The 23,588-nt window shown below is 50.1% G+C and carries 41 protein-coding genes; 35 read left to right on the forward strand and 6 right to left on the reverse strand.

All coding sequences use genetic code 11. The annotated features are described in order from the left end of the window. Positions 1-2: 2 nt before the first annotated feature. The 29 genes from rplD (at position 3) to arfA (ending at position 13,854) form a co-directional block, all read left to right on the forward strand. The gene (gene rplD / locus BZK42_RS25150; RefSeq protein WP_003031119.1) at positions 3-608 is read left to right on the forward strand and encodes a 50S ribosomal protein L4; all 606 of its coding nucleotides are present in this window, start codon (positions 3-5) and stop codon (positions 606-608) included. After that, a complete protein-coding gene (gene rplW / locus BZK42_RS25155) occupies positions 605-907 on the forward strand; it encodes a 50S ribosomal protein L23 (protein WP_080860795.1) in 303 nt (100 codons plus the stop codon). Before rplD ends, rplW begins: the two co-directional genes overlap by 4 nt. Before the next feature lie 17 nt (positions 908-924). Next, positions 925-1,746: a 50S ribosomal protein L2 gene (rplB, locus tag BZK42_RS25160; protein WP_016154746.1), complete on the forward strand. Its 822-nt coding sequence runs from the start codon at positions 925-927 to the stop codon at positions 1,744-1,746. A gap of 16 nt (positions 1,747-1,762) precedes the next feature. Beyond that, a complete protein-coding gene (gene rpsS, locus BZK42_RS25165) occupies positions 1,763-2,041 on the forward strand; it encodes a 30S ribosomal protein S19 (protein ID WP_001138115.1) in 279 nt (92 codons plus the stop codon). A gap of 14 nt (positions 2,042-2,055) precedes the next feature. Further along, a complete protein-coding gene (rplV, locus tag BZK42_RS25170; RefSeq protein WP_000448832.1) occupies positions 2,056-2,388 on the forward strand; it encodes a 50S ribosomal protein L22 in 333 nt (110 codons plus the stop codon). A gap of 17 nt (positions 2,389-2,405) precedes the next feature. Further along, positions 2,406-3,107: a 30S ribosomal protein S3 gene (rpsC, locus tag BZK42_RS25175; protein WP_000529945.1), complete on the forward strand. Its 702-nt coding sequence runs from the start codon at positions 2,406-2,408 to the stop codon at positions 3,105-3,107. Between the two features lie 12 nt (positions 3,108-3,119). Continuing rightward, positions 3,120-3,530, forward strand: coding sequence for a 50S ribosomal protein L16 (rplP, locus tag BZK42_RS25180; protein WP_000941212.1), 411 nt, complete (start codon positions 3,120-3,122; stop codon positions 3,528-3,530). Then, complete coding sequence (gene rpmC, locus BZK42_RS25185) at positions 3,530-3,721, forward strand: 50S ribosomal protein L29 (protein WP_000644742.1); 192 nt, start codon at positions 3,530-3,532, stop codon at positions 3,719-3,721. The genes rplP and rpmC overlap by 1 nt, the downstream gene beginning before the upstream one ends. Then, positions 3,721-3,975, forward strand: coding sequence for a 30S ribosomal protein S17 (gene rpsQ, locus BZK42_RS25190; RefSeq protein WP_003031120.1), 255 nt, complete (start codon positions 3,721-3,723; stop codon positions 3,973-3,975). The genes rpmC and rpsQ overlap by 1 nt, the downstream gene beginning before the upstream one ends. A gap of 163 nt (positions 3,976-4,138) precedes the next feature. Then, complete coding sequence (rplN, locus tag BZK42_RS25195; RefSeq protein ID WP_000613954.1) at positions 4,139-4,510, forward strand: 50S ribosomal protein L14; 372 nt, start codon at positions 4,139-4,141, stop codon at positions 4,508-4,510. Between the two features lie 10 nt (positions 4,511-4,520). Continuing rightward, complete coding sequence (gene rplX / locus BZK42_RS25200) at positions 4,521-4,835, forward strand: 50S ribosomal protein L24 (RefSeq protein WP_003031122.1); 315 nt, start codon at positions 4,521-4,523, stop codon at positions 4,833-4,835. Positions 4,836-4,849: 14 nt separating this feature from the next. Next, complete coding sequence (gene rplE, locus BZK42_RS25205) at positions 4,850-5,389, forward strand: 50S ribosomal protein L5 (RefSeq protein ID WP_003031123.1); 540 nt, start codon at positions 4,850-4,852, stop codon at positions 5,387-5,389. Between the two features lie 14 nt (positions 5,390-5,403). After that, the gene (gene rpsN / locus BZK42_RS25210; protein WP_003031125.1) at positions 5,404-5,709 is read left to right on the forward strand and encodes a 30S ribosomal protein S14; all 306 of its coding nucleotides are present in this window, start codon (positions 5,404-5,406) and stop codon (positions 5,707-5,709) included. Positions 5,710-5,739: 30 nt separating this feature from the next. Then, positions 5,740-6,132 carry a 30S ribosomal protein S8 gene (gene rpsH, locus BZK42_RS25215; protein WP_003031127.1) on the forward strand — a complete coding sequence of 131 codons (393 nt, stop codon included), beginning with the start codon at positions 5,740-5,742 and terminating at the stop codon, positions 6,130-6,132. 12 nt (positions 6,133-6,144) lie between these two features. Beyond that, a complete protein-coding gene (gene rplF, locus BZK42_RS25220; RefSeq protein WP_003031129.1) occupies positions 6,145-6,678 on the forward strand; it encodes a 50S ribosomal protein L6 in 534 nt (177 codons plus the stop codon). Positions 6,679-6,687: 9 nt separating this feature from the next. Further along, positions 6,688-7,041 carry a 50S ribosomal protein L18 gene (gene rplR, locus BZK42_RS25225; RefSeq protein WP_000358960.1) on the forward strand — a complete coding sequence of 118 codons (354 nt, stop codon included), beginning with the start codon at positions 6,688-6,690 and terminating at the stop codon, positions 7,039-7,041. A gap of 14 nt (positions 7,042-7,055) precedes the next feature. Next, positions 7,056-7,559, forward strand: coding sequence for a 30S ribosomal protein S5 (gene rpsE / locus BZK42_RS25230; protein WP_003031131.1), 504 nt, complete (start codon positions 7,056-7,058; stop codon positions 7,557-7,559). A gap of 3 nt (positions 7,560-7,562) precedes the next feature. Further along, on the forward strand, positions 7,563-7,742 hold the full coding sequence (gene rpmD, locus BZK42_RS25235; RefSeq protein ID WP_001140434.1) for a 50S ribosomal protein L30: 180 nt from the start codon (positions 7,563-7,565) through the stop codon (positions 7,740-7,742). Between the two features lie 3 nt (positions 7,743-7,745). Then, a complete protein-coding gene (gene rplO, locus BZK42_RS25240) occupies positions 7,746-8,180 on the forward strand; it encodes a 50S ribosomal protein L15 (RefSeq protein WP_003031132.1) in 435 nt (144 codons plus the stop codon). A gap of 7 nt (positions 8,181-8,187) precedes the next feature. Continuing rightward, positions 8,188-9,519: a preprotein translocase subunit SecY gene (gene secY / locus BZK42_RS25245; protein WP_001118864.1), complete on the forward strand. Its 1,332-nt coding sequence runs from the start codon at positions 8,188-8,190 to the stop codon at positions 9,517-9,519. 30 nt (positions 9,520-9,549) lie between these two features. Beyond that, complete coding sequence (rpmJ, locus tag BZK42_RS25250) at positions 9,550-9,666, forward strand: 50S ribosomal protein L36 (protein WP_000868187.1); 117 nt, start codon at positions 9,550-9,552, stop codon at positions 9,664-9,666. A 146-nt stretch (positions 9,667-9,812) separates the two neighbouring features. Continuing rightward, positions 9,813-10,169: a 30S ribosomal protein S13 gene (gene rpsM / locus BZK42_RS25255; protein WP_003031135.1), complete on the forward strand. Its 357-nt coding sequence runs from the start codon at positions 9,813-9,815 to the stop codon at positions 10,167-10,169. 16 nt (positions 10,170-10,185) lie between these two features. Continuing rightward, on the forward strand, positions 10,186-10,575 hold the full coding sequence (gene rpsK, locus BZK42_RS25260) for a 30S ribosomal protein S11 (protein WP_003031137.1): 390 nt from the start codon (positions 10,186-10,188) through the stop codon (positions 10,573-10,575). 33 nt (positions 10,576-10,608) lie between these two features. Next, positions 10,609-11,229 (forward strand): 30S ribosomal protein S4, encoded by a 621-nt coding sequence (rpsD, locus tag BZK42_RS25265; protein WP_003031138.1) that lies wholly within the window; start codon positions 10,609-10,611, stop codon positions 11,227-11,229. A gap of 25 nt (positions 11,230-11,254) precedes the next feature. Beyond that, positions 11,255-12,244 carry a DNA-directed RNA polymerase subunit alpha gene (locus BZK42_RS25270; RefSeq protein ID WP_003031139.1) on the forward strand — a complete coding sequence of 330 codons (990 nt, stop codon included), beginning with the start codon at positions 11,255-11,257 and terminating at the stop codon, positions 12,242-12,244. 40 nt (positions 12,245-12,284) lie between these two features. Beyond that, complete coding sequence (gene rplQ / locus BZK42_RS25275; RefSeq protein WP_001216370.1) at positions 12,285-12,668, forward strand: 50S ribosomal protein L17; 384 nt, start codon at positions 12,285-12,287, stop codon at positions 12,666-12,668. Positions 12,669-12,774: 106 nt separating this feature from the next. Beyond that, positions 12,775-13,143, forward strand: coding sequence for a DnaJ family domain-containing protein (locus BZK42_RS25280; protein ID WP_080860797.1), 369 nt, complete (start codon positions 12,775-12,777; stop codon positions 13,141-13,143). Between the two features lie 10 nt (positions 13,144-13,153). Next, a complete protein-coding gene (zntR, locus tag BZK42_RS25285) occupies positions 13,154-13,579 on the forward strand; it encodes a Zn(2+)-responsive transcriptional regulator (RefSeq protein WP_016154744.1) in 426 nt (141 codons plus the stop codon). Positions 13,580-13,635: 56 nt separating this feature from the next. Beyond that, positions 13,636-13,854 (forward strand): alternative ribosome-rescue factor ArfA, encoded by a 219-nt coding sequence (gene arfA / locus BZK42_RS25290; RefSeq protein WP_016157605.1) that lies wholly within the window; start codon positions 13,636-13,638, stop codon positions 13,852-13,854. Here the strand turns inward: arfA and mscL are convergent. The 5 genes from mscL to def all read right to left on the reverse strand — a co-directional run bounded on the left by mscL (position 13,851) and on the right by def (position 18,616). Beyond that, on the reverse strand, positions 13,851-14,264 hold the full coding sequence (mscL, locus tag BZK42_RS25295) for a large-conductance mechanosensitive channel protein MscL (RefSeq protein WP_016154742.1): 414 nt from the start codon (positions 14,262-14,264) through the stop codon (positions 13,851-13,853). The genes arfA and mscL overlap by 4 nt on opposite strands. 141 nt (positions 14,265-14,405) lie before the next feature. After that, the gene (gene trkA, locus BZK42_RS25300; RefSeq protein WP_003031153.1) at positions 14,406-15,782 is read right to left on the reverse strand and encodes a Trk system potassium transporter TrkA; all 1,377 of its coding nucleotides are present in this window, start codon (positions 15,780-15,782) and stop codon (positions 14,406-14,408) included. 21 nt (positions 15,783-15,803) lie between these two features. After that, a complete protein-coding gene (gene rsmB / locus BZK42_RS25305; RefSeq protein ID WP_016154741.1) occupies positions 15,804-17,093 on the reverse strand; it encodes a 16S rRNA (cytosine(967)-C(5))-methyltransferase RsmB in 1,290 nt (429 codons plus the stop codon). Positions 17,094-17,144: 51 nt separating this feature from the next. Then, complete coding sequence (fmt, locus tag BZK42_RS25310; protein WP_047501513.1) at positions 17,145-18,092, reverse strand: methionyl-tRNA formyltransferase; 948 nt, start codon at positions 18,090-18,092, stop codon at positions 17,145-17,147. 14 nt (positions 18,093-18,106) lie between these two features. Continuing rightward, a complete protein-coding gene (def, locus tag BZK42_RS25315) occupies positions 18,107-18,616 on the reverse strand; it encodes a peptide deformylase (RefSeq protein ID WP_003031159.1) in 510 nt (169 codons plus the stop codon). A 129-nt stretch (positions 18,617-18,745) separates the two neighbouring features. Here def and dprA point away from each other — a divergent pair, with 129 nt between their 5' ends. From dprA to BZK42_RS25345, 6 genes are read left to right on the forward strand one after another with little or no spacing between them, the layout of a single operon-like run. Then, positions 18,746-19,870: a DNA-protecting protein DprA gene (dprA, locus tag BZK42_RS25320; RefSeq protein ID WP_080860798.1), complete on the forward strand. Its 1,125-nt coding sequence runs from the start codon at positions 18,746-18,748 to the stop codon at positions 19,868-19,870. Continuing rightward, entirely contained in the window at positions 19,842-20,315 is a 474-nt protein-coding gene (smg, locus tag BZK42_RS25325; protein WP_003031162.1) for a DUF494 family protein Smg, read from the forward strand. Before dprA ends, smg begins: the two co-directional genes overlap by 29 nt. 26 nt (positions 20,316-20,341) lie before the next feature. Continuing rightward, positions 20,342-20,884: a DNA topoisomerase family protein gene (locus BZK42_RS25330; RefSeq protein WP_016154737.1), complete on the forward strand. Its 543-nt coding sequence runs from the start codon at positions 20,342-20,344 to the stop codon at positions 20,882-20,884. A gap of 4 nt (positions 20,885-20,888) precedes the next feature. Further along, positions 20,889-21,461 (forward strand): L-threonylcarbamoyladenylate synthase type 1 TsaC, encoded by a 573-nt coding sequence (gene tsaC, locus BZK42_RS25335; protein ID WP_019078184.1) that lies wholly within the window; start codon positions 20,889-20,891, stop codon positions 21,459-21,461. Between the two features lies 1 nt (position 21,462). Beyond that, positions 21,463-22,284, forward strand: a complete 822-nt coding sequence (gene aroE / locus BZK42_RS25340; protein WP_053388934.1) for a shikimate dehydrogenase — start codon at positions 21,463-21,465, stop codon at positions 22,282-22,284. Continuing rightward, positions 22,281-22,538: a DUF1488 family protein gene (locus tag BZK42_RS25345; RefSeq protein ID WP_019078185.1), complete on the forward strand. Its 258-nt coding sequence runs from the start codon at positions 22,281-22,283 to the stop codon at positions 22,536-22,538. Before aroE ends, BZK42_RS25345 begins: the two co-directional genes overlap by 4 nt. Here BZK42_RS25345 and BZK42_RS25350 read toward each other — a convergent pair. Continuing rightward, on the reverse strand, positions 22,514-23,068 hold the full coding sequence (locus BZK42_RS25350) for a gamma carbonic anhydrase family protein (RefSeq protein ID WP_016154733.1): 555 nt from the start codon (positions 23,066-23,068) through the stop codon (positions 22,514-22,516). The two genes, BZK42_RS25345 and BZK42_RS25350, sit on opposite strands and share 25 nt — an antisense overlap. Positions 23,069-23,588: the final 520 nt, after the last annotated feature.

The raw sequence follows: 23,588 nt of genomic DNA on the forward strand, positions 1-23,588 counted from the left end.
CAATGGAATTAGTATTGAAAGACGCGCAGAGCGCGCTGACTGTTTCCGAAACTACCTTCGGTCGTGATTTCAACGAAGCGCTGGTTCACCAGGTTGTTGTTGCTTATGCAGCTGGTGCTCGTCAGGGTACTCGTGCTCAGAAGACTCGTGCTGAAGTAACTGGTTCAGGCAAAAAGCCGTGGCGCCAGAAAGGTACCGGCCGTGCGCGTTCAGGTTCTATCAAGAGCCCGATCTGGCGTTCAGGTGGCGTGACCTTCGCTGCTCGTCCACAGGACCACAGTCAAAAAGTTAACAAAAAGATGTACCGCGGCGCGCTGAAAAGCATTCTGTCCGAACTGGTACGTCAGGATCGTCTGATCGTTGTCGAATCATTCTCTGTAGAAGCGCCTAAAACTAAGCTGCTGGCACAGAAACTGAAAGACATGGCTCTGGAAGATGTGCTGATCATCACCGGTGAGCTGGACGAAAACCTGTTCCTGGCTGCGCGCAACCTGCACAAGGTTGACGTACGCGATGCAACTGGTATCGACCCGGTTAGCCTGATCGCCTTCGACAAAGTCGTAATGACTGCTGATGCTGTTAAGCAAGTTGAGGAGATGCTGGCATGATTCGTGAAGAACGTCTGCTGAAAGTGCTGCGCGCACCGCACGTTTCTGAAAAAGCGTCTACTGCGATGGAAAAAACTAACACCATCGTTCTCAAAGTTGCTAAAGACGCGACCAAAGTAGAAATCAAAGCTGCTGTGCAGAAACTGTTTGAAGTCGAAGTCGAAGTCGTTAACACCCTGGTAGTTAAAGGGAAAGTTAAACGTCACGGACAGCGTATCGGTCGTCGTAGCGACTGGAAAAAAGCTTACGTCACCCTGAAGGAAGGCCAGAATCTGGACTTCGTCGGCGGCGCTGAGTAAGTCGGAGGAGTAATACAATGGCAGTTGTTAAATGTAAACCGACATCTCCGGGTCGTCGCCACGTTGTTAAAGTGGTCAACCCAGAGCTGCACAAGGGCAAACCTTTTGCTCCGCTGGTTGAAAAAAACAGCAAATCCGGTGGTCGTAACAACAATGGCCGCATCACCACTCGTCACATCGGTGGTGGTCACAAGCAGGCTTATCGTATTGTTGACTTCAAACGCAACAAAGACGGTATCCCGGCAGTTGTTGAACGTCTTGAGTACGATCCGAACCGCTCCGCGAACATCGCGCTGGTTCTGTACAAAGACGGTGAACGCCGTTACATCCTGGCCCCTAAAGGCCTGAAAGCTGGCGACCAGGTTCAATCTGGCGTTGATGCTGCAATCAAAGCAGGTAACACCCTGCCGATGCGCAATATCCCGGTTGGTTCTACCGTTCATAACGTAGAAATGAAACCAGGTAAAGGCGGTCAGCTGGCACGTTCCGCTGGTACTTACGTTCAGATCGTTGCTCGTGATGGTGCTTATGTCACCCTGCGTCTGCGTTCTGGTGAAATGCGTAAAGTCGAAGCAGACTGCCGTGCAACTCTGGGCGAAGTTGGCAATGCTGAGCATATGCTGCGCGTTCTGGGTAAAGCAGGTGCTGCACGCTGGCGTGGTGTTCGTCCTACCGTTCGCGGTACTGCGATGAACCCAGTCGACCACCCACATGGTGGTGGTGAAGGTCGTAACTTTGGTAAGCACCCGGTAACTCCGTGGGGCGTTCAGACCAAAGGTAAGAAGACCCGCAGCAACAAGCGTACTGATAAATTCATCGTACGTCGCCGTAGCAAATAATTTTAGAGGATAAGCCATGCCACGTTCTCTCAAGAAAGGTCCTTTTATTGACCTGCACTTGCTGAAGAAGGTAGAGAAAGCGGTGGAAAGCGGAGACAAGAAGCCCCTGCGCACTTGGTCCCGTCGTTCAACGATCTTTCCTAACATGATCGGTTTGACCATCGCTGTCCATAATGGTCGTCAGCACGTTCCGGTATTTGTTTCCGACGAAATGGTCGGTCACAAACTGGGTGAATTCGCACCGACTCGTACTTATCGCGGCCATGCTGCTGATAAAAAAGCGAAGAAGAAATAAGGTAGGAGGAAGAGATGGAAACTTTAGCTCAACATCGCCATGCTCGTTCTTCTGCTCAGAAGGTTCGCCTTGTTGCAGACCTGATTCGCGGTAAGAAAGTGTCGCAGGCTCTGGATATTCTGACCTACACCAATAAGAAAGCGGCTGTACTGGTCAAGAAAGTCCTGGAATCTGCCATTGCTAACGCTGAACACAACGATGGCGCTGACATTGACGATCTGAAAGTTACGAAAATTTTCGTAGACGAAGGCCCGAGCATGAAGCGCATTATGCCGCGTGCAAAAGGTCGTGCAGATCGCATCCTGAAGCGCACCAGCCACATTACTGTGGTTGTGTCCGATCGCTGAGACTCTGGAGACTAGCAATGGGTCAGAAAGTACATCCTAATGGTATTCGCCTGGGTATTGTAAAACCATGGAACTCAACCTGGTTTGCGAACACCAAAGAATTCGCTGACAACCTGGACAGCGATTTTAAAGTACGTCAGTACCTGACTAAGGAACTGGCTAAAGCGTCTGTATCTCGTATCGTTATCGAGCGTCCGGCTAAGAGCATCCGTGTGACCATTCACACCGCTCGCCCGGGTATCGTTATTGGTAAGAAAGGTGAAGACGTAGAAAAACTGCGCAAAGTCGTAGCGGATATTGCTGGCGTTCCTGCTCAGATCAATATCGCCGAAGTGCGTAAACCTGAACTGGATGCAAAATTGGTTGCTGACAGCATCACTTCTCAGCTGGAACGTCGTGTTATGTTCCGTCGTGCTATGAAGCGTGCTGTACAGAACGCAATGCGTCTGGGCGCTAAAGGTATTAAAGTTGAAGTTAGCGGTCGTCTGGGCGGCGCGGAAATCGCACGTACCGAATGGTACCGCGAAGGTCGCGTACCTCTGCACACTCTGCGTGCTGACATCGACTACAACACCTCTGAAGCGCACACCACTTACGGTGTAATCGGCGTTAAAGTGTGGATCTTCAAAGGCGAGATCCTGGGTGGTATGGCTGCTGTTGAACAACCGGAAAAACCGGCTGCGCAACCTAAAAAGCAGCAGCGTAAAGGCCGTAAATAAGGAGCGTCGCTGATGTTACAACCAAAGCGTACAAAATTCCGTAAAATGCACAAAGGCCGTAACCGCGGTCTGGCGCAGGGTACGGATGTTAGCTTCGGCAGCTTCGGTCTGAAAGCTGTTGGCCGTGGTCGTCTGACTGCCCGTCAGATCGAAGCAGCACGTCGTGCTATGACCCGTGCAGTTAAGCGTCAAGGTAAGATCTGGATCCGTGTATTCCCGGACAAACCGATCACTGAAAAGCCGCTGGCAGTGCGTATGGGTAAAGGTAAAGGTAACGTGGAGTATTGGGTTGCCTTGATTCAGCCGGGTAAAGTCCTGTATGAAATGGACGGCGTACCGGAAGAGCTGGCCCGTGAAGCATTCAAGCTGGCAGCAGCGAAACTGCCGATTAAAACCACCTTTGTAACTAAGACGGTGATGTAATGAAAGCAAAAGAGCTGCGTGAGAAGAGTGTTGAAGAGCTGAACACCGAGCTGCTGAATCTGCTGCGTGAGCAGTTCAACCTGCGTATGCAGGCTGCAAGTGGCCAGCTGCAACAGTCTCACCTGTTGAAGCAAGTGCGTCGTGATGTCGCACGCGTTAAGACTTTACTGACTGAGAAGGCGGGTGCGTAATGACCGATAAAATCCGTACTCTGCAAGGTCGCGTTGTTAGCGATAAAATGGAGAAATCCATCGTTGTTGCTATCGAACGTTTTGTGAAACACCCGATCTACGGTAAATTCATTAAGCGTACGACCAAACTGCACGTACATGACGAGAACAACGAATGCGGTACTGGTGACGTGGTTGAAATCCGCGAATGCCGTCCGCTGTCCAAGACTAAGTCCTGGACGCTGGTTCGCGTTGTAGAGAAAGCCGTTCTGTAATACAGTAGGCATTCTCAACGAATAAACGGCTCAGCGATGAGCCGTTTATTTTTTCTACCCATATCGTTGAAGCGGTGTTATAATGCCGCGCCCCCGATATGGGGCTTTTTTAACGACCTGATTTTCGGGTCTCAGTAGTAGTTGACATTAGCGGAGCACTAAAATGATCCAAGAACAGACTATGCTGAACGTCGCCGACAACTCCGGTGCACGTCGCGTAATGTGTATCAAGGTTCTGGGTGGCTCGCACCGTCGCTACGCAGGCGTCGGCGATATCATCAAGATCACCATCAAGGAAGCAATTCCGCGTGGTAAGGTCAAAAAAGGTGATGTGCTGAAGGCGGTAGTGGTGCGCACCAAGAAGGGTGTTCGTCGCCCGGACGGTTCTGTCATTCGCTTCGATGGTAATGCATGCGTTATTTTAAACAATAACAGCGAGCAACCTATCGGTACGCGTATTTTTGGGCCGGTAACTCGTGAACTTCGTAACGAGAAGTTCATGAAAATTATCTCTCTGGCACCAGAAGTACTCTAAGGAGCGAATCATGGCAGCGAAGATCCGTCGTGATGACGAAGTTATCGTGTTAACCGGTAAAGATAAAGGTAAACGCGGTAAAGTTAAGAATGTCCTGTCTTCCGGCAAGGTCATTGTTGAAGGTATCAACCTGGTTAAGAAACATCAGAAGCCGGTTCCGGCCCTGAACCAACCAGGCGGCATTGTAGAGAAAGAAGCAGCTATTCAGATCTCTAACCTTGCTATCTTCAACGCGGCAACCGGCAAGGCTGACCGTGTAGGCTTTAGATTCGAAGACGGCAAAAAAGTCCGTTTCTTTAAATCTAACAGCGAAACTATCAAGTAATTTGGAGTAGTACGATGGCGAAACTGCATGATTACTACAAAGACGAAGTAGTCGCTAAACTCATGACTGAGTTTAACTACAATTCTGTCATGCAAGTCCCTCGGGTCGAGAAGATCACCCTGAACATGGGTGTTGGTGAAGCGATCGCTGACAAGAAACTGCTGGATAACGCAGCAGCTGACCTGACAGCAATCTCCGGTCAAAAACCGCTGATCACCAAAGCACGCAAATCAGTTGCAGGCTTCAAAATCCGTCAGGGCTATCCGATCGGCTGTAAAGTAACTCTGCGTGGCGAACGCATGTGGGAGTTCTTTGAGCGCCTGATCACTATTGCTGTTCCACGTATCCGTGACTTCCGTGGCTTGTCCGCTAAGTCTTTCGACGGTCGTGGTAACTACAGCATGGGTGTCCGTGAGCAGATCATCTTCCCAGAAATCGACTACGATAAAGTCGACCGCGTGCGTGGTTTGGATATTACCATTACCACTACTGCGAAATCTGATGAAGAAGGCCGTGCTCTGCTGGCTGCCTTTGACTTCCCGTTCCGCAAGTAAGGTAGGGTTACTGAATGGCTAAGCAATCAATGAAAGCACGCGAAGTAAAGCGCGTAGCTTTAGCTGATAAGTACTTCGCAAAACGCGCTGAACTGAAAGCTATTATCTCTGATGTGAACGCGACCGACGAAGATCGTTGGAACGCAGTTCTCAAGCTGCAGTCTCTGCCGCGTGATTCCAGCCCGTCCCGTCAGCGTAACCGCTGCCGTCAAACAGGTCGTCCGCATGGCTATGTGGGCAAGTTCGGGTTGAGCCGTATCAAACTGCGTGAAGCCGCTATGCGCGGTGAAGTACCAGGCTTGAAAAAGGCTAGCTGGTAATTACCAATTGAATCACGGGAGTAAAGACAGATGAGCATGCAAGATCCGATCGCGGATATGCTGACCCGTATCCGTAACGGTCAGGCCGCGAATAAAGCTGCGGTCACCATGCCTTCCTCCAAGCTGAAAGTGGCAATTGCCAACGTGCTGAAGGAAGAAGGTTTTATTGAAGATTTTAAAGTTGAAGGCGACACCAAGCCGGAACTGGAACTTACTCTTAAGTATTTCCAGGGTAAAGCTGTTGTAGAAAGCATTCAGCGTGTCAGTCGCCCAGGTCTGCGCATTTATAAGCGTAAAGACGAGCTGCCGAAAGTTATGGCTGGCATGGGTATCGCAGTTGTTTCTACCTCTAAAGGTGTTATGACTGATCGTGCAGCGCGCCAGGCTGGTCTTGGTGGCGAAATTATCTGCTACGTAGCCTAATCGGAGGAAAAAATGTCTCGTGTTGCTAAAGCACCGGTCGTTATTCCTGCCGGCGTTGATGTAAAAATCAACGGTCAGGTTATTACGATCAAAGGTAAAAACGGCGAGCTGACTCGTACTCTCAACGATGCTGTTGCAGTTAATCATGCAGATAATGCACTGACCTTCGGTCCGCGTGATGGTTACGCAGATGGATGGGCTCAGGCTGGTACCGCGCGTGCCCTGCTGAATGCAATGGTTGTCGGTGTTACCGAAGGCTTCACTAAGAAGCTACAGCTGGTTGGTGTAGGTTATCGTGCAGCGGTTAAAGGGAATGTAGTAAACCTGGCTTTAGGTTTCTCTCACCCTGTTGACCATCAGCTGCCTGCGGGTATTACTGCAGAATGTCCGTCTCAGACTGAAATCGTGCTGAAAGGCGCTGATAAACAGCTGATCGGTCAGGTTGCAGCAGATCTGCGCGCCTACCGTCGTCCTGAGCCTTATAAAGGCAAGGGTGTTCGTTACGCCGACGAAGTCGTGCGTACCAAAGAGGCTAAGAAGAAGTAAGGTAACACTATGGATAAGAAATCTGCTCGTATCCGTCGTGCGACCCGCGCACGCCGCAAGCTCCAGGAGCTGGGCGCAACTCGCCTGGTGGTACATCGTACCCCGCGTCATATTTACGCACAGGTAATTGCACCGAACGGTTCTGAAGTTCTGGTAGCTGCTTCTACTGTAGAAAAAGCTATCGCTGAACAATTGAAGTACACCGGTAACAAAGACGCTGCTGCAGCTGTAGGTAAAGCTGTTGCTGAACGCGCTCTGGAAAAAGGCATCAAAGATGTTTCTTTTGACCGTTCCGGGTTCCAATATCATGGTCGTGTCCAGGCACTGGCAGATGCTGCCCGTGAAGCTGGCCTTCAGTTCTAAGGTAGAGGTGTAAGATGGCTCACATCGAAAAACAAGCTGGCGAACTGCAGGAAAAGCTGATCGCGGTTAACCGCGTATCTAAAACCGTTAAAGGTGGTCGTATTTTCTCCTTCACAGCTCTGACTGTAGTTGGTGATGGTAACGGTCGCGTTGGTTTTGGTTACGGTAAAGCGCGTGAAGTTCCAGCAGCGATCCAGAAAGCGATGGAAAAAGCCCGTCGCAATATGATTAACGTCGCGCTGAACCACGGCACCCTGCAGCACCCGGTTAAGGGTACTCACACGGGTTCTCGTGTATTCATGCAGCCGGCTTCCGAAGGTACCGGTATCATCGCCGGTGGTGCAATGCGCGCCGTTCTGGAAGTCGCTGGAGTTCGTAACGTTCTGGCTAAAGCGTATGGTTCTACTAACCCGATTAACGTGGTTCGTGCAACTATCGATGGCCTGGAAAATATGAAATCTCCGGAAATGGTCGCTGCCAAGCGTGGTAAATCCGTTGAAGAAATTCTGGGGAAATAAACCATGGCAAAGACTATTAAAATTACTCAAACCCGCAGTGCAATCGGTCGTCTGCCGAAACATAAGGCAACGCTGCTTGGCCTGGGTCTGCGTCGTATTGGTCACACCGTAGAGCGCGAGGATACTCCTGCTGTTCGTGGTATGGTCAACGCGGTTTCCTTCATGGTTAAAGTTGAGGAGTAAGAGATGCGTTTAAATACTCTGTCTCCGGCCGAAGGCTCTAAAAAAGCGGCTCGCCGCCTGGGTCGTGGTATCGGTTCTGGCCTCGGTAAAACCGGTGGTCGTGGTCACAAAGGTCAGAAGTCTCGTTCTGGCGGTGGCGTACGTCGCGGTTTCGAGGGTGGTCAGATGCCTCTGTACCGTCGTCTGCCGAAATTCGGCTTCACTTCACGTAAAGCAGCGATTACAGCCGAAGTTCGTCTGTCTGACCTGGCTAAAGTTGAAGGCGGTGTTGTAGACCTGAACACGCTGAAAGCAGCTAACATTATCGGTATCCAGATCGAGTTCGCGAAAGTGATTCTGGCTGGTGAAGTCACTACTCCGGTAACTGTTCGTGGCCTGCGTGTTACTAAAGGCGCTCGTGCTGCTATCGAAGCTGCTGGCGGTAAAATCGAGGAATAAGTAGCAGATGGCTAAACAACCGGGATTAGATTTTCAAAGTGCCAAAGGTGGCTTAGGCGAGCTGAAACGCAGACTGCTGTTTGTAATCGGCGCGCTGATTGTGTTCCGTATTGGCTCTTTCATTCCGATCCCTGGTATTGATGCCGCTGTACTTGCCAAACTGCTTGAGCAACAGCGAGGCACCATCATTGAAATGTTTAACATGTTCTCTGGTGGTGCTCTCAGCCGTGCTTCTATCTTTGCTCTGGGGATCATGCCGTATATTTCGGCGTCGATTATTATCCAGCTGCTGACGGTGGTTCATCCAACGCTGGCAGAAATTAAGAAAGAAGGGGAGTCTGGTCGTCGTAAGATCAGCCAGTACACCCGCTACGGTACTCTGGTGCTGGCAATATTCCAGTCGATCGGTATTGCTACCGGTCTGCCGAATATGCCTGGTATGCAGGGCCTGGTAATGAATCCAGGCTTTGCATTCTATTTCACCGCTGTTGTAAGTCTGGTTACAGGGACGATGTTCCTGATGTGGTTGGGCGAACAGATTACTGAACGTGGTATCGGCAACGGTATCTCAATCATTATCTTCGCCGGTATTGTCGCGGGACTCCCGCCAGCCATTGCCCATACTATCGAGCAAGCGCGTCAAGGCGACCTGCACTTCCTCGTGTTGCTGTTGGTTGCAGTATTAGTATTTGCAGTGACGTTCTTTGTTGTATTTGTTGAGCGTGGTCAACGCCGCATTGTGGTAAACTACGCGAAACGTCAGCAAGGTCGTCGTGTCTATGCTGCACAGAGCACACATTTACCGCTGAAAGTGAATATGGCGGGGGTAATCCCGGCAATCTTCGCTTCCAGTATTATTCTGTTCCCAGCGACCATCGCGTCATGGTTCGGGGGCGGGACTGGTTGGAACTGGCTGACAACAATTTCGCTGTATTTGCAGCCTGGGCAACCGCTTTATGTGTTACTCTATGCGTCTGCAATCATATTCTTCTGTTTCTTCTACACGGCGTTGGTTTTCAACCCGCGTGAAACAGCAGATAACCTGAAGAAGTCCGGTGCATTTGTACCAGGAATTCGTCCGGGAGAGCAAACGGCGAAGTATATCGATAAAGTAATGACCCGCCTGACTCTGGTTGGTGCGCTCTACATTACCTTTATCTGCCTGATCCCGGAGTTCATGCGTGATGCAATGAAAGTACCGTTCTACTTCGGTGGGACCTCACTGCTTATCGTTGTTGTCGTGATTATGGACTTTATGGCTCAAGTGCAAACTCTGATGATGTCAAGTCAGTACGAGTCTGCATTGAAGAAGGCGAATCTGAAAGGCTACGGCCGTTAACAGTCGCCCGAGAAGTTACGGAGAGTAAAAATGAAAGTTCGTGCTTCCGTCAAGAAATTATGCCGTAACTGCAAAATCGTTAAGCGTGATGGTGTCATCCGTGTGATTTGCAGTGCCGAGCCGAAGCATAAACAGCGCCAAGGCTGATTTATTCGCATATTTTTCTTGCAAAGTTGGGTTGAGCTGGCTAGATTAGCCAGCCAATCTTTTGTATGTCTGTGCGTTTCCATTTGAGTATCCTGAAAACGGGCTTTTCAGCATGGTGCGTACATATTAAATAGTAGGAGTGCATAGTGGCCCGTATAGCAGGCATTAACATTCCTGATCAGAAACATGCTGTGATCGCATTAACTTCGATCTACGGCGTCGGCAAGACCCGTTCTAAAGCCATTCTGGCTGCCGCGGGTATCGCTGAAGATGTTAAGATCAGTGAGCTGTCTGAAGAACAAATCGACACGCTGCGTGACGAAGTTGCCAAATTTGTCGTTGAAGGTGATCTGCGCCGTGAAGTTAGCATGAGCATCAAGCGCCTTATGGACCTTGGTTGCTATCGCGGTTTGCGTCATCGTCGTGGTCTCCCGGTTCGCGGTCAGCGTACCAAGACCAACGCACGTACCCGTAAGGGTCCGCGCAAACCGATCAAGAAATAATCGGGGTGATTGAATAATGGCAAAGGCACCAATTCGTGCACGTAAACGTGTAAGAAAACAAGTCTCTGACGGCGTGGCTCATATCCATGCTTCTTTTAACAACACCATCGTTACCATTACTGATCGTCAGGGTAACGCACTGGGTTGGGCAACAGCCGGTGGTTCCGGTTTCCGTGGTTCTCGCAAATCCACTCCGTTTGCAGCTCAGGTTGCAGCAGAGCGTTGCGCTGAAGCCGTAAAAGAATACGGTATCAAGAATCTGGAAGTTATGGTCAAAGGACCGGGTCCAGGTCGCGAATCTACTGTTCGTGCTCTGAACGCCGCTGGTTTCCGCATCACTAATATTACTGATGTGACTCCGATCCCTCATAACGGTTGTCGTCCGCCGAAAAAACGTCGCGTATAACGCTGTCGTTTCTAGGATTGTTGGAGAAAGAAAATGGCAAGATATTTGGGTCCTAAGCTCAAGCTGAGCCGTCGTGAGGGCACTGACTTATTCCTTAAGTCTGGCGTTCGCGCGATCGATACCAAGTGTAAAATTGAACAAGCTCCTGGCCAGCACGGTGCGCGTAAACCGCGTCTGTCTGACTATGGTGTGCAGTTGCGTGAAAAGCAAAAAGTTCGCCGTATCTACGGTGTGCTGGAGCGTCAGTTCCGTAACTACTACAAAGAAGCAGCACGTCTGAAAGGCAACACCGGTGAAAACCTGTTGGGTCTGCTGGAAGGTCGTCTGGACAACGTTGTATACCGTATGGGCTTCGGTGCCACTCGTGCAGAAGCACGTCAGCTGGTCAGCCATAAAGCAATTATGGTAAACGGTCGTGTTGTTAACATCGCTTCTTATCAGGTTAGTCCGAATGACGTTGTTAGCATTCGTGAGAAAGCGAAGAAGCAGTCTCGCGTGAAAGCCGCTCTGGAGCTGGCTGAGCAGCGTGAAAAGCCAACCTGGCTGGAAGTTGATGCTGGCAAGATGGAAGGTACGTTCAAGCGTAAGCCGGAGCGTTCTGATCTGTCTGCGGACATTAACGAACACCTGATCGTCGAGCTTTACTCCAAGTAAAGCTTAGTACCAAAGAGAGGACACAATGCAGGGTTCTGTGACAGAGTTTCTAAAACCGCGCCTGGTAGATATCGAGCAAGTGAGTTCGACGCACGCCAAGGTGACCCTTGAGCCTTTAGAGCGTGGCTTTGGCCATACTTTGGGTAACGCACTGCGCCGTATTCTGCTCTCATCGATGCCGGGTTGCGCGGTGACCGAGGTTGAGATTGATGGTGTACTACATGAGTACAGCACCAAAGAAGGCGTTCAGGAAGATATCCTGGAAATCCTGCTCAACCTGAAAGGGCTGGCGGTGAGAGTTCAGGGTAAAGATGACGTTATTCTTACCTTGAATAAATCTGGCATTGGCCCTGTGACTGCAGCCGACATTACCCATGATGGTGATGTCGAAATCGTCAAGCCACAGCACGTGATCTGCCACCTGACCGATGAGAATGCATCTATTAGCATGCGTATCAAAGTTCAGCGCGGTCGTGGTTATGTGCCGGCTTCTACCCGAATTCATTCGGAAGAAGATGAGCGCCCAATCGGCCGTCTGCTGGTCGACGCATGCTACAGCCCTGTAGAGCGTATTGCCTACAATGTTGAAGCAGCGCGTGTAGAACAGCGTACCGACCTGGACAAGCTGGTCATCGAAATGGAAACCAACGGCACAATCGATCCTGAAGAGGCGATTCGTCGTGCGGCAACCATTCTGGCTGAACAACTTGAAGCTTTCGTTGACTTACGTGATGTACGTCAGCCGGAAGTTAAAGAAGAGAAACCAGAATTCGATCCGATCCTGCTGCGCCCTGTTGACGATCTGGAATTGACTGTCCGCTCTGCTAACTGCCTCAAAGCAGAAGCTATCCACTATATCGGTGATCTGGTACAGCGTACTGAGGTTGAGCTTCTTAAGACGCCTAACCTTGGTAAAAAATCTCTTACTGAGATTAAAGACGTGCTGGCTTCCCGTGGACTGTCTCTGGGCATGCGCCTGGAAAACTGGCCACCGGCAAGCATCGCTGACGAGTAACCGGATCACAGGTTAAGGTTTTACTGAGAAGGATAAGGTCATGCGCCATCGTAAGAGTGGTCGTCAACTGAACCGCAACAGCAGCCATCGCCAGGCTATGTTCCGCAATATGGCAGGTTCACTGGTTCGTCATGAAATCATCAAGACGACTCTGCCGAAAGCGAAAGAGCTGCGTCGCGTAGTTGAGCCGCTGATTACTCTTGCCAAGACTGATAGCGTAGCTAATCGTCGTCTGGCATTCGCCCGTACTCGTGATAACGAGATCGTGGCAAAACTGTTTAACGAACTGGGCCCGCGTTTCGCGAGCCGCGCCGGTGGTTACACTCGCATTCTGAAGTGTGGCTTCCGTGCAGGCGACAACGCGCCGATGGCATACATCGAGCTGGTTGATCGTTCAGAGAAAACAGAAGCTGCTGCAGAGTAATCTGTAGTAACGTAAAAAAACCCGCCTCGGCGGGTTTTTTTATATCCGTCATATCCCCACTTACCTACAATATCTGTACTCTTTTTGTTCATCACTGGAGTGTTGTATGTGGTTACTGGACCAGTGGGCAGAGCGCCATATTACTGATGCGCAGTCTAAAGGTGAGTTTGATGGTTTGCCTGGTACAGGAGAACCGTTGGTTCTTGACGATGATTCCCACATTCCGCCGGAACTTCGAGCCGGATTCCGTTTATTAAAAAATGCGGGATGTCTTCCTCCTGAGCTTGAGCAGCGCAGAGAGGCAATACAACTGCTTGAAATACTTGCAGAGATCCGCAAAGATGATCCCCATTATCAGGAAGTGAGTCGAAGACTGTCACTACTGGAACTGAAACTTCGGCAGGCTGGACTCAGCACCGAGTTTTTACACGGTGAATACGCAGGTAAGCTGCTGCAGAAGATCAACGACGAATAGCGGAGATAGCATGTACCGTATTGGTGAATTAGCGAAACTGGCTGACGTGACGCCTGATACTATCCGCTACTATGAAAAGCAGCAGATGATGGAACATGAAATACGTACAGAAGGCGGGTTTCGTCTCTATACGGAAAGCGATCTTCAGCGTCTAAAGTTTATTCGCTATGCCCGTCAGCTTGGTTTCACTCTGGAATCGATCCGCGAACTGCTTTCGATCCGCATCGATCCCGAACACCATACCTGCCAGGAATCAAAAGGGATCGTCCAGGAAAGATTGCAGGAAGTGGAAGCGAGAATAGCTGAGCTTCAGGCGATGCAACGGTCGCTGCAGCGATTGAATGACGCGTGTTGTGGCAAGGCACACAGCAGTGTGTACTGCTCTATCCTTGAAGCACTTGAGCAAGGCGCCAGTGGATCACCATCAGGCTGTTGATTTATTGAACGGTCAGGTCTACACTCGCGGCGTAAATTACGACAACCGGAGGTATTATGAGTCGTTATCAGCACACTAAAGGGCAGATAAAAGATAACGCCATTGAGGCGCTTCTACATGACCCACTGTTCAGGCAGCGCGTTGAGAAAAATAAGAAAGGGAAAGGAAGTTATCTACGTAAAGGTAAACATGGTAATCGGGGTAACTGGGAGGCCAGTGGCAAGAAAGTCATTCACTTTTTTACCACTGGCCTTCTTGTTTCAGTGAGTGCTTAAGAGCGGTTATTCTGTTCTTTCAGCAGGTCACGAATTTCACTCAGCAATACTTCTTCTTTCGATGGCGCCGGCGGTGCTGCTGGCTCTTCCGCTTTTTTACGGTTCAGTTTGTTGATCAGCTTGATTGCCATAAAGATAGCAAACGCAACAATAACGAAATCAAAGATATTCTGAATAAATACACCGTAATGCATAACGACTGCAGGGATATCTCCCTGTGCATCACGTAGTGTTAAAGCAAACTGTTTAAAATCAATTCCACCAATTAACAACCCCAGCGGCGGCATGATGATATCGGCAACCAGTGATGAAACAATCTTCCCAAATGCCGCACCAATAATGACACCCACTGCCAAATCGACAACATTCCCGCGCATCGCGAATTCGCGAAATTCTTTAATAATGCTCATCTTATTCTCCCTATGCAGCTGACGTTTATAAGTTTAACAAATGTTTAGGCAATTTCCATTTATGTATTACCTAAATAGAAATTTATTAAACCATGAAAAATAAAGGGAAATAACTTAGGCGCAGTTTCAGCGCCCAAATTATTACAGGAAGAACGGACTTGGCTGGAATAGTCGCTCGACGTCGGTAATAAACTTTTTATCTGTCAGGAACATAATTACGTGATCGCCCTGTTCAATACGCAGGTTATCATTGGCAATCATCACATCGTTACCACGCACAACGGCGCCAATAATGGTTCCTGGTGGAAGTTTAATTTCATCAATTGAGCGACCCACAACCCGTGACGTCGTTTCATCACCGTGTGCAACGGCTTCAATGGCTTCCGCGACGCCACGGCGCAGTGAAGATACACCAACAATATCCGCTTTACGCACATGACTGAGCAGCGCAGAGATGGTTGCCTGCTGCGGTGAAATCGCAATATCGATCACGCTGCCTTGTACCAGATCGACGTATGCTCTGCGTTGGATCAACACCATCACTTTCTTGGCGCCCATCCGTTTGGCAAGCATCGCCGACATGATATTCGCTTCATCATCGTTGGTTACCGCAATGAACAGATCAACCTGATCGATATGTTCTTCCGCCAGCAGCTCTTGATCCGAGGCATCACCAAAAAAGACGATCGTATTTTGCAGTTTCTCTGCAAGCTCGGATGCGCGCTGTTGATTACGTTCAATCAGTTTGACGCTGTAATCTTTTTCTAGTCGCCGTGCCAGCCCGGCGCCAATATTACCACCGCCCACTAACATAATGCGTTTGTAAGGCTTTTCCAGACGCTGTAATTCGCTCATTACGGCGCGAATATGCTGCGAGGCCGCGATGAAGAAAACTTCATCACCCGCTTCAACAATGGTAGAACCTTGCGGACGGATCGGTCGGTCATGACGGAAAATCGCCGCAACGCGGGTATCGATGTGCGGCATATGCTCACGCATTGTCGACAGCGCATTACCAATCAGCGGCCCACCGTAATAGGCTTTCACCACGGCCAGGCTGACTTTTCCTTCGGCAAAATTCACTACCTGCAATGCGCCCGGATATTCAATCAGGCGATAAATGCTATCGATAACCAGTTGCTCAGGCGCAATCAGGTGATCGATAGGCACCGCATCAGATTGAAATAGCTTGTCCGCATCACGAACGTAATCCGGTGAACGAATACGAGCGATACGATTAGGCGTGTTAAACAGTGAATAAGCTACCTGGCAGGCAACCATATTTGTTTCATCTGAGCTGGTTACGGCAACCAGCATATCGGCATCGTCAGCACCGGCTTCACGTAGAACGCGGGGATGCGAACCATGCCCTTGCACGACACGGAGATCAAACTTGTCCTGCAGGCTACGCAGGCGCTCACCATTGGTATCGACTACCGTGATATCGTTGTTCTCTCCGACCAGGTTTTCAGCCAGCGTACCGCCAACTTGCCCTGCGCCCAGAATGATAATTTTCATCAGTCGCGACCCGTTATCTCATCACTTTTTGATTAGCTTAGCGTAAAAGAAGCCATCACCATCTTCCGCACTCGGTAAATTCTGACGTCCAGGTTTTTCCGGCGTACCGGTTACGCTTAATACCGCATCTGGCGTGCGCGCAAGGAAGGCGGCAATTTGCTGTTGGTTTTCTTCTGGCAGGATAGAGCAGGTTGCATAAACCAGCGTGCCGCCAGGTTTAAGATGTGGCCAGGTTGCATTCAGGATTTCAGCCTGCAACTGGGCAAGTTCAGCAATATCCCGGTCGCGACGTAGCCATTTGATATCCGGATGGCGACGGATCACTCCGGTGGCAGAACACGGAGCGTCCAGCAAAATACGGTCAAACTGTTGTTCACCGCACCACTGCTGTGGATAGCGGCCATCACCCTGTTTTACGGTTGCCTTCATACCCAGACGTTTTAGATTGTCGAAAACGCGCGATAAGCGTTTTTCATCAACATCGACAGCCATTACGTTAGCGTGCGGAGCAACTTCCAGAATGTGAGTGGTTTTGCCCCCCGGCGCACAGCATAGGTCGAGGATCTGTTCACCGTCCTCCGGCAACAGATAGTTTATGCATCCTTGAGCGGAAGCATCCTGGACGGTTACCCAGCCTTCATCAAAACCTGGGAGGGCGTGCACAGGAGCTGGCGTTTCCAGACGCACTGCATCCGGGTAATCTGGATGCGGGAAACCGGTTAATCCCGCTTCGGTCAGCAGGTCCAGCCAGGCATCGCGCGTATGATGGTTACGATTGACACGTAACCACATCGGCGGTCGCTGGTTATTGGCTTCAAGAATGGCTTCCCACTGCTGCGGATAAGCGGTCTTAATACGTTTCACCAGCCAGGAGGGGTGTAAGAAACGTAAATCGCTTTGAGAGAATTCAGCCAGTAGCTCTTCTTGACGGCGCTGAAACTGGCGCAGCACGCCGTTGATCAGCCCTTTAAGCTGCGGACGCTTAATAACGACTGCACCTTCTACGGTCTCTGCCAAAGCAGCATGCGGTGGAATACGAGTATGCAGCAGTTGGTAGAAGCCCACCATGATCAGATAGTGAACGGTGCGCTGTTTGCCCGTCATTGGACGTTCCATCAACTGCTGGATCATCCACTCCAGTTGGGAGAGTGTACGCAACACGCCGAAGCAAAGCTCCTGCAACAGTGCTTTGTCTTTATCGGCAACTTTTTGCTGCATGGCGGGCAGCACGTTGCTTAATGATTGTCCCTTTTCGACAACCTGTTCGACGGCCTGGGCCGCCATACTGCGTAAATTAAGATGTTTTTTCATAAGCGCAAAAATAAAAATGCCCGGAGATACCGGGCTTAACGAGATGAACCGTCATACCAGACGGTTACCGGGTACAAACCATTCCCGGCGCGAATTAAGCAGATCCTGCGCGCTCATGGCTTTTTTACCGGCAGGTTGCAAAGAGACGAGATTCAGGATGCCGTCGCCCGTTGCGACCTGGATACCCTGTTTTGTCGCCTCAAGAATAGTGCCTGGTGCGGCCTGTGTGTTCGCTGTAATAACCGTAGCTTGCCAGACTTTCACTGGCTGGCCGTCGATTTCAAGCCAACTCATTGGCCACGGGTTAAAGGCGCGGATGCAGCGTTCCAACTGAGCGGCTGAAAGCGACCAGTCGATACGGGCCTCTTCTTTGCTGAGTTTTTCTGCATGCGTAACCAGTGATTCATCTTGTACAACGGGTTTTATGGTGCCAGCCGCCAGCTGTTTTAGCGTTTCAATCAGCCCCTGAGGTCCTAAATCTGCCAGCTTATCGTATAACGAACCGCTGGTATCTTCTGCAGTTATCGGGCAGGACAGCTTAAGCAGCATATCACCGGTGTCGAGGCCAACATCCATCTGCATGATGGTCACACCAGTTTCGGCGTCGCCTGCCCACAGTGAGCGCTGGATTGGGGCTGCGCCACGCCAGCGTGGAAGCAGGGAACCGTGAACGTTGATACAACCCAGACGCGGCATTTCCAGTACGGCTTTTGGCAGTATCAGGCCATATGCTACCACTACCATCACGTCTGCGCGTAAATCAGCAACCAGCTGCTGGTTTTCCTGAGGACGAAGAGAGACGGGTTGGAAAACCGGTATCCCTTTTTCTTCCGCCAGCACTTTTACCGGGCTGGGCATCAGCTTTTTACCGCGTCCCGCCGGACGGTCCGGTTGGGTAAACACGCCAACGACGTTATGTCCAGAAGACAACAGCGCGTCGAGATGACGCGCTGCAAAGTCAGGTGTACCCGCAAAAATAATACGTAGTGAGTCTGACACGTTGATTCTTGTCCTTAAGCTCGGGCGTTCAGGCGGTCGAGTTTTTCAACTTTCTGACGAATGCGTTGTTGCTTCAACGGAGACAGATAATCGATAAACAGTTTACCGACCAGGTGATCCATTTCATGTTGAATGCAGATAGCCAGCAGGCCATCGGCTTCCAGTTCAAAAGATTTGCCGTTGCGATCGAGCGCACGAATTTTTACTTTCTCTGCGCGCGGTACTAACGCACGCTGTTCGGGAATAGACAGGCAGCCTTCTTCAATACCTGTTTCGCCGTCTTTTTCCAGCAGCTCTGGGTTAATGAGTACCAACTGCTCGTCGCGATTTTCAGAGACATCAATAACAATGATGCGCTGATGAATATCGACCTGAGTTGCTGCCAGACCGATACCTTCTTCGGCGTACATCGTTTCGAACATATCATCAACGATACGCTGAATTTCTGCATTCACTTCTTCGACCGGTTTTGCGACTTTGCGAAGGCGCTCGTCCGGAATATGTAACACTTGCAAAACTGACATAGTTATCCAGAGTTGTGTTCAGGAGTTGAAAAGATTATTACCTCTATTCTAGACAAAACCCCCTCTGATTGACAGCATCAGTGACCAATCGCAAAGATTGCCAGGACTGCTTGTGGCAGGGGAACAGGGATGACCAAAATCGAGATTTGGCTACGTTTAGCACAAGTGAATGAACTGTATGGTGATGAGATGGTGCGCGTTGCCCACTGGCTCAATACTCAGCCGTGTATTAACAACGTGGTACTTCATCATGCTGGACTCTCTCCCCGCCAGGCCCGGCGCTTTTTAACCTTTCCAGATCAGACGCTGGAAAAAACGCTGCGCTGGCTTGAACAGCCCAACCATCATTTTGTGGTTGCCGACAGCGAGCATTATCCGGCACAGCTCCGTGCAATTGAGGATTATCCTGGGGTGCTTTTTGTGGCAGGAAATCCCATATGCCTTAGCTCGTTTCAGGTTGCCGTCGTCGGTAGCCGACAGCACTCCTGGTATGGCGAACGCTGGGGGCGGCTGTTTTGTGAAAAGCTTGCAGCATGCGGCGTGACGATCACCAGCGGCCTGGCCCGGGGGATTGATGGTGTGGCGCACAATGCTGCGATAAACCGAGAGGGCACGAGTATTGCGGTGCTGGGAAATGGGCTTGAGACCATTCATCCACGACAGCATGTCCGTCTGGCTAAACGACTGATTGAGGCTGGAGGCGTACTGGTGTCTGAGTTCCCATTAGATACGCTTCCTTTGCCGCGCAATTTTCCCCGACGAAATCGCATTATTAGTGGTCTAAGTAAAGGAGTCCTGGTTGTAGAAGCTGCTCAGCGTAGCGGGTCACTGGTCACTGCGCGTTGCGCACTGGAACAAGGGCGGGAGGTTTTTGCGTTGCCTGGACCGATTGGGAGTCCGGGAAGTGAAGGTCCACATTGGCTTATTCAGCAGGGAGCCACGCTTGTGACGGCCCCAGAAGAAATTCTGGAAAATTTGCAATATGGGCTGCAATGGTTGCCAGATGAACCTGAAAAATCAATTTATTCGCCAGATCACGAAGAGGTGGCATTGCCATTTCCGGAGCTCCTGGCTAACGTAGGAGATGAGGTAACACCTGTTGACGTCGTCGCTGAACGTGCCGGCCAACCTGTGCCAGAGGTAGTGGCTCAACTGCTCGAACTGGAGTTAGCAGGATGGATCGCAGCTGTACCCGGCGGCTATGTCCGATTGAGGAGGGCATGCCATGTTCGACGTACTAATGTATTTGTTTGAGACATATATCCATAACGAAGCTGAGCTGCGTGTGGATCAGGACAAACTGGAACGGGATCTTACCGACGCTGGTTTTGATCGTGAAGACATCTACAACGCGTTACTTTGGCTGGAAAAGCTTGCTGATTATCAGGATGGTCTTGCCGAACCTATGCAGCTGGCATCTGATCCTCTTTCTATACGTATTTATACCGCAGAAGAGTGCGATCGACTGGATGCAAGCTGTAGAGGGTTCCTGCTATTCCTGGAACAGATTCAGGTGCTAAACCTCGAAACACGAGAAATGGTCATTGAGCGCGTACTCGCGCTGGATACGGCAGAGTTCGATCTGGAAGACCTGAAGTGGGTGATCCTGATGGTGCTTTTCAATATTCCAGGTTGTGAAAATGCCTATCAGCAAATGGAAGAATTACTCTTTGAAGTGAATGAAGGTATGCTGCATTAATCAATCTTTATTCAGTATGAGTTGTTATGGCTAAATCAGCACTGTTTACGGTGCGTAAAAACGAGCCCTGCCCACAATGCGGGGCTGAACTGGTTATTCGTTCCGGGAAGCACGGTCCGTTTCTCGGTTGTTCACACTATCCAGAATGCGATTACATCCGTCCGTTGAAATCTTCCGCGGACGGACATATTGTCAAAGTTCTGGAGGGTAAGCTTTGTCCTGCATGTGGCGCCGAGCTGGTGCTGAGACAGGGAAGATTCGGGATGTTTATTGGATGCAGCGATTATCCAACGTGTGAACACACCGAACTTATCGACAAGCCAGATGAAACAGCAATAGTCTGTCCTCAATGCCAGACTGGCCACCTGGTCCAGCGGCGTTCCCGTTATGGCAAAACGTTTTACTCCTGCGATCGCTATCCGGAGTGCCAGTTTGTCATTAATTTCAAACCGTTAGCCGGAGAGTGTCCTGAGTGCCATTATCCGCTACTCATCGAAAAGAAAACCGCGCAGGGTGTGAAGCATTTCTGTGCCAGTAAACAATGTGGAAAGCCGTTCTCGGCGGAATAAAAAAGTGAATAATAACCTGCCCACAGGCCCTATCGCTGCTGCGATAGCGGTTCTGAAACAAGAAAAAGTCATCGCCTATCCAACAGAAGCTGTATTTGGTGTCGGCTGCGATCCCGACAGCGAAACGGCTGTTACCCGTCTGTTGGCGCTAAAACAACGCCCAGTCGATAAAGGCTTAATTTTGATTGCGGCAAATTTTGACCAGCTCAAGCCCTATATTGACGATAGCACGCTTTCAGATGCTCAACGTGAGGCTGTGTTCGCTCGCTGGCCTGGTCCTGTCACCTTCGTTTTCCCTGCGCCCGCGACTACGCCTCGTTGGTTGACCGGTCGTTTTGACTCGCTGGCCGTGCGAGTCACCGATCATCCGCTGGTGGTTGCATTGTGCCAGGCTTATGGCAAACCGTTAGTCTCCACCAGTGCTAATTTGAGTGGCTTACCGCCTTGCAGAACGGTAGAGGAAGTCCGCGCGCAGTTTGGTACAGACTTTCCCGTAGTTGAAGGGGAGACCGGAGGGCGTTTGAATCCTTCGGAGATCCGTGATGCTCTGACCGGTGAACAGTTTCGACAGGGGTAATATGAAAGAAGCCTATGCTGTTTTTGGTAATCCGATAGCGCACAGTAAATCGCCCTTTATTCATCAGCAATTTGCAGAGCAGTTGAAAATTGATCATTCCTATGGACGTGTACTGGCACCTATCAATGATTTTGTGAATACGCTGAATGCCTTTTTTGCTGAAGGCGGGAAGGGGGCAAATGTCACTGTGCCTTTTAAGGAAGAGGCGTTTGCGCGTGCCGATGAATTAACGGAGCGGGCATCGCTTGCTGGAGCGGTCAATACTCTTAAACGACTTGAGGATGGGCGTTTACTGGGAGATAACACGGATGGTATCGGCTTATTAAGCGATCTTGAACGTTTATCTTTCATTCGCCCCGGATCGCGAGTTCTGTTGATTGGTGCCGGTGGCGCATCCCGGGGGGTTTTATTACCTCTTCTTTCTCTGGATTGTGCGGTAACCATCGTTAACCGTACTGCTTCGCGCGCAGAAGAACTGGCACAAATCTTCTCCCATACCGGCAGCGTGCAGGCGGTGGGAATGGACGATCTTGATAATTACAGTTTTGATTTAATTATTAATGCGACATCTAGCGGAATTAGCGGTGAGGTACCAGCCATTCCGACATCGCTTATTCACTCCTCTGTCTATTGCTATGACATGTTTTATCAGCAAGGGAATACACCGTTCCTTTCCTGGTGTGCTGAACATGGGGCGAAACAGTATGCCGATGGTCTGGGGATGCTGGTGGGACAAGCAGCGCACGCCGTTTTACTCTGGCATGGTGTATTGCCACAGATTGAGCCCGTCATCAAAAGCATGCAACAGGAAATGTCGGCATGAATCAGGCGATCCAGTTTCCCGATCGAGAAGAATGGCTGACGGATATTAGCGCCGTTGTTTTCCCTGCGTTGGTCCATGGTATGCAGTTAACATGCGCTATATCAGGGGAGACGTTGGCGTCCCGCTTTGGCGGCTGCACGCCTGAACAATGGCTGGAAATCTTTCAACAGCATCGCTGGGACCTGGAAGAAGAGGCCGAAGCATTGATCCAGGACCAGCAGGAAGACTCTCAGGGTTGGGTTTGGTTACTCTGATTTAAATACTCATCTTTCCATTTAACGTAGTTGTTAGCAGAGTATTTTAAGCCTGCTTTCTCTTCGTCACTTAATGGCCGGATCTGTTTAACCGGGCTACCCAGGTACAGATATCCACTCTCCAGGCGTTTGTTTTGCGGCACCAGGCTTCCTGCCCCAATCATAACGTCGTCTTCTACCACTACGCCGTCCAATAAAATTGATCCCATACCGACCAATACGCGGTTGCCAACGATGCAGCCGTGTAGCATGACTTTATGACCGACCGTCACATCCTCACCCACGATCAATGGATTACCTTGCGGATTAGATGTGGATTTATGTGTGACATGGAGAACGCTGCCGTCCTGAATGTTTGTACGGGCGCCGATTTGTACATAGTTGACGTCGCCACGAATCGCAACCAACGGCCAAATCCCGACGTCATCAGCCAAACGAGTATCACCAATGACGACGCTACTGGTGTCGATCATCACGCGTTTTCCGATCTGTGGGAAAAGATCCTTATAAGGACGTAATACATCAGACATGTTTACCTCAACAAAAATAGAGCAGTAATGAAGACTTTGGTTGGATTATCGAGACTGTGCAAGTGATTTAGCTATCAAAAATCAGCCAAATTGTGCAGGAATATAGCGAAAGGGGTGAAAAACAAGCACTCAGCAAAAAAGATCCAAAAAATACTTGTGCTAAAAAATGGGATCCCTATAATGCGCCTCCATCGACACGGCGGATGTGAATCACTTCACGCAAACAGCCGGTTCGGTTGAAGAGAAAAACCTGAAAATGAGGGTTGACTCTGAAAGAGGAAAGCGTAATATACGCCACCTCGCGACAGAGCGCTAAAGCGCGTCGCAACTGCTCTTTAACAATTTATCAGACAATCTGTGTGGGCACTCGAAGATACGGATTCTTAACGTCGCAAGACGAAAAATGAATACCAAGTCTCTGAGTGAACACGTAATTCATTACGAAGTTTAATTCACGAGCATCAAACTTAAATTGAAGAGTTTGATCATGGCTCAGATTGAACGCTGGCGGCAGGCCTAA

The organism is Citrobacter braakii, from assembly GCF_002075345.1.
Lineage (GTDB): Bacteria > Pseudomonadota > Gammaproteobacteria > Enterobacterales > Enterobacteriaceae > Citrobacter > Citrobacter braakii.

Excerpts from the sequence above, each read along its gene's own strand:
- rpsE (WP_003031131.1), top strand. The coding sequence starts at position 7,056 with ATGGCTCACATCGAAAAACAAGCTGGCGAACTGCAGGAAAAGCTGATC.
- trkA (WP_003031153.1), bottom strand. The coding sequence starts at position 15,782 with ATGAAAATTATCATTCTGGGCGCAGGGCAAGTTGGCGGTACGCTGGCT.
- arfA (WP_016157605.1), top strand. The coding sequence starts at position 13,636 with ATGAGTCGTTATCAGCACACTAAAGGGCAGATAAAAGATAACGCCATT.
- rplO (WP_003031132.1), top strand. The coding sequence starts at position 7,746 with ATGCGTTTAAATACTCTGTCTCCGGCCGAAGGCTCTAAAAAAGCGGCT.
- rpsC (WP_000529945.1), top strand. The coding sequence starts at position 2,406 with ATGGGTCAGAAAGTACATCCTAATGGTATTCGCCTGGGTATTGTAAAA.
- rplX (WP_003031122.1), top strand. The coding sequence starts at position 4,521 with ATGGCAGCGAAGATCCGTCGTGATGACGAAGTTATCGTGTTAACCGGT.
- rplW (WP_080860795.1), top strand. The coding sequence starts at position 605 with ATGATTCGTGAAGAACGTCTGCTGAAAGTGCTGCGCGCACCGCACGTT.
- secY (WP_001118864.1), top strand. The coding sequence starts at position 8,188 with ATGGCTAAACAACCGGGATTAGATTTTCAAAGTGCCAAAGGTGGCTTA.
- rpsN (WP_003031125.1), top strand. The coding sequence starts at position 5,404 with ATGGCTAAGCAATCAATGAAAGCACGCGAAGTAAAGCGCGTAGCTTTA.
- rpsK (WP_003031137.1), top strand. The coding sequence starts at position 10,186 with ATGGCAAAGGCACCAATTCGTGCACGTAAACGTGTAAGAAAACAAGTC.
- smg (WP_003031162.1), top strand. The coding sequence starts at position 19,842 with ATGTTCGACGTACTAATGTATTTGTTTGAGACATATATCCATAACGAA.
- dprA (WP_080860798.1), top strand. The coding sequence starts at position 18,746 with ATGACCAAAATCGAGATTTGGCTACGTTTAGCACAAGTGAATGAACTG.
- rpmJ (WP_000868187.1), top strand. The coding sequence starts at position 9,550 with ATGAAAGTTCGTGCTTCCGTCAAGAAATTATGCCGTAACTGCAAAATC.
- zntR (WP_016154744.1), top strand. The coding sequence starts at position 13,154 with ATGTACCGTATTGGTGAATTAGCGAAACTGGCTGACGTGACGCCTGAT.
- rpsD (WP_003031138.1), top strand. The coding sequence starts at position 10,609 with ATGGCAAGATATTTGGGTCCTAAGCTCAAGCTGAGCCGTCGTGAGGGC.
- mscL (WP_016154742.1), bottom strand. The coding sequence starts at position 14,264 with ATGAGCATTATTAAAGAATTTCGCGAATTCGCGATGCGCGGGAATGTT.
- rpsH (WP_003031127.1), top strand. The coding sequence starts at position 5,740 with ATGAGCATGCAAGATCCGATCGCGGATATGCTGACCCGTATCCGTAAC.
- rplV (WP_000448832.1), top strand. The coding sequence starts at position 2,056 with ATGGAAACTTTAGCTCAACATCGCCATGCTCGTTCTTCTGCTCAGAAG.
- rpmC (WP_000644742.1), top strand. The coding sequence starts at position 3,530 with ATGAAAGCAAAAGAGCTGCGTGAGAAGAGTGTTGAAGAGCTGAACACC.
- rpsQ (WP_003031120.1), top strand. The coding sequence starts at position 3,721 with ATGACCGATAAAATCCGTACTCTGCAAGGTCGCGTTGTTAGCGATAAA.
- rplD (WP_003031119.1), top strand. The coding sequence starts at position 3 with ATGGAATTAGTATTGAAAGACGCGCAGAGCGCGCTGACTGTTTCCGAA.
- rplP (WP_000941212.1), top strand. The coding sequence starts at position 3,120 with ATGTTACAACCAAAGCGTACAAAATTCCGTAAAATGCACAAAGGCCGT.
- rplB (WP_016154746.1), top strand. The coding sequence starts at position 925 with ATGGCAGTTGTTAAATGTAAACCGACATCTCCGGGTCGTCGCCACGTT.
- rplQ (WP_001216370.1), top strand. The coding sequence starts at position 12,285 with ATGCGCCATCGTAAGAGTGGTCGTCAACTGAACCGCAACAGCAGCCAT.
- rsmB (WP_016154741.1), bottom strand. The coding sequence starts at position 17,093 with ATGAAAAAACATCTTAATTTACGCAGTATGGCGGCCCAGGCCGTCGAA.
- BZK42_RS25330 (WP_016154737.1), top strand. The coding sequence starts at position 20,342 with ATGGCTAAATCAGCACTGTTTACGGTGCGTAAAAACGAGCCCTGCCCA.
- def (WP_003031159.1), bottom strand. The coding sequence starts at position 18,616 with ATGTCAGTTTTGCAAGTGTTACATATTCCGGACGAGCGCCTTCGCAAA.
- rpmD (WP_001140434.1), top strand. The coding sequence starts at position 7,563 with ATGGCAAAGACTATTAAAATTACTCAAACCCGCAGTGCAATCGGTCGT.
- rpsS (WP_001138115.1), top strand. The coding sequence starts at position 1,763 with ATGCCACGTTCTCTCAAGAAAGGTCCTTTTATTGACCTGCACTTGCTG.
- rplR (WP_000358960.1), top strand. The coding sequence starts at position 6,688 with ATGGATAAGAAATCTGCTCGTATCCGTCGTGCGACCCGCGCACGCCGC.
- aroE (WP_053388934.1), top strand. The coding sequence starts at position 21,463 with ATGAAAGAAGCCTATGCTGTTTTTGGTAATCCGATAGCGCACAGTAAA.
- rplN (WP_000613954.1), top strand. The coding sequence starts at position 4,139 with ATGATCCAAGAACAGACTATGCTGAACGTCGCCGACAACTCCGGTGCA.
- BZK42_RS25350 (WP_016154733.1), bottom strand. The coding sequence starts at position 23,068 with ATGTCTGATGTATTACGTCCTTATAAGGATCTTTTCCCACAGATCGGA.
- rplE (WP_003031123.1), top strand. The coding sequence starts at position 4,850 with ATGGCGAAACTGCATGATTACTACAAAGACGAAGTAGTCGCTAAACTC.
- BZK42_RS25345 (WP_019078185.1), top strand. The coding sequence starts at position 22,281 with ATGAATCAGGCGATCCAGTTTCCCGATCGAGAAGAATGGCTGACGGAT.
- rplF (WP_003031129.1), top strand. The coding sequence starts at position 6,145 with ATGTCTCGTGTTGCTAAAGCACCGGTCGTTATTCCTGCCGGCGTTGAT.
- BZK42_RS25270 (WP_003031139.1), top strand. The coding sequence starts at position 11,255 with ATGCAGGGTTCTGTGACAGAGTTTCTAAAACCGCGCCTGGTAGATATC.
- BZK42_RS25280 (WP_080860797.1), top strand. The coding sequence starts at position 12,775 with ATGTGGTTACTGGACCAGTGGGCAGAGCGCCATATTACTGATGCGCAG.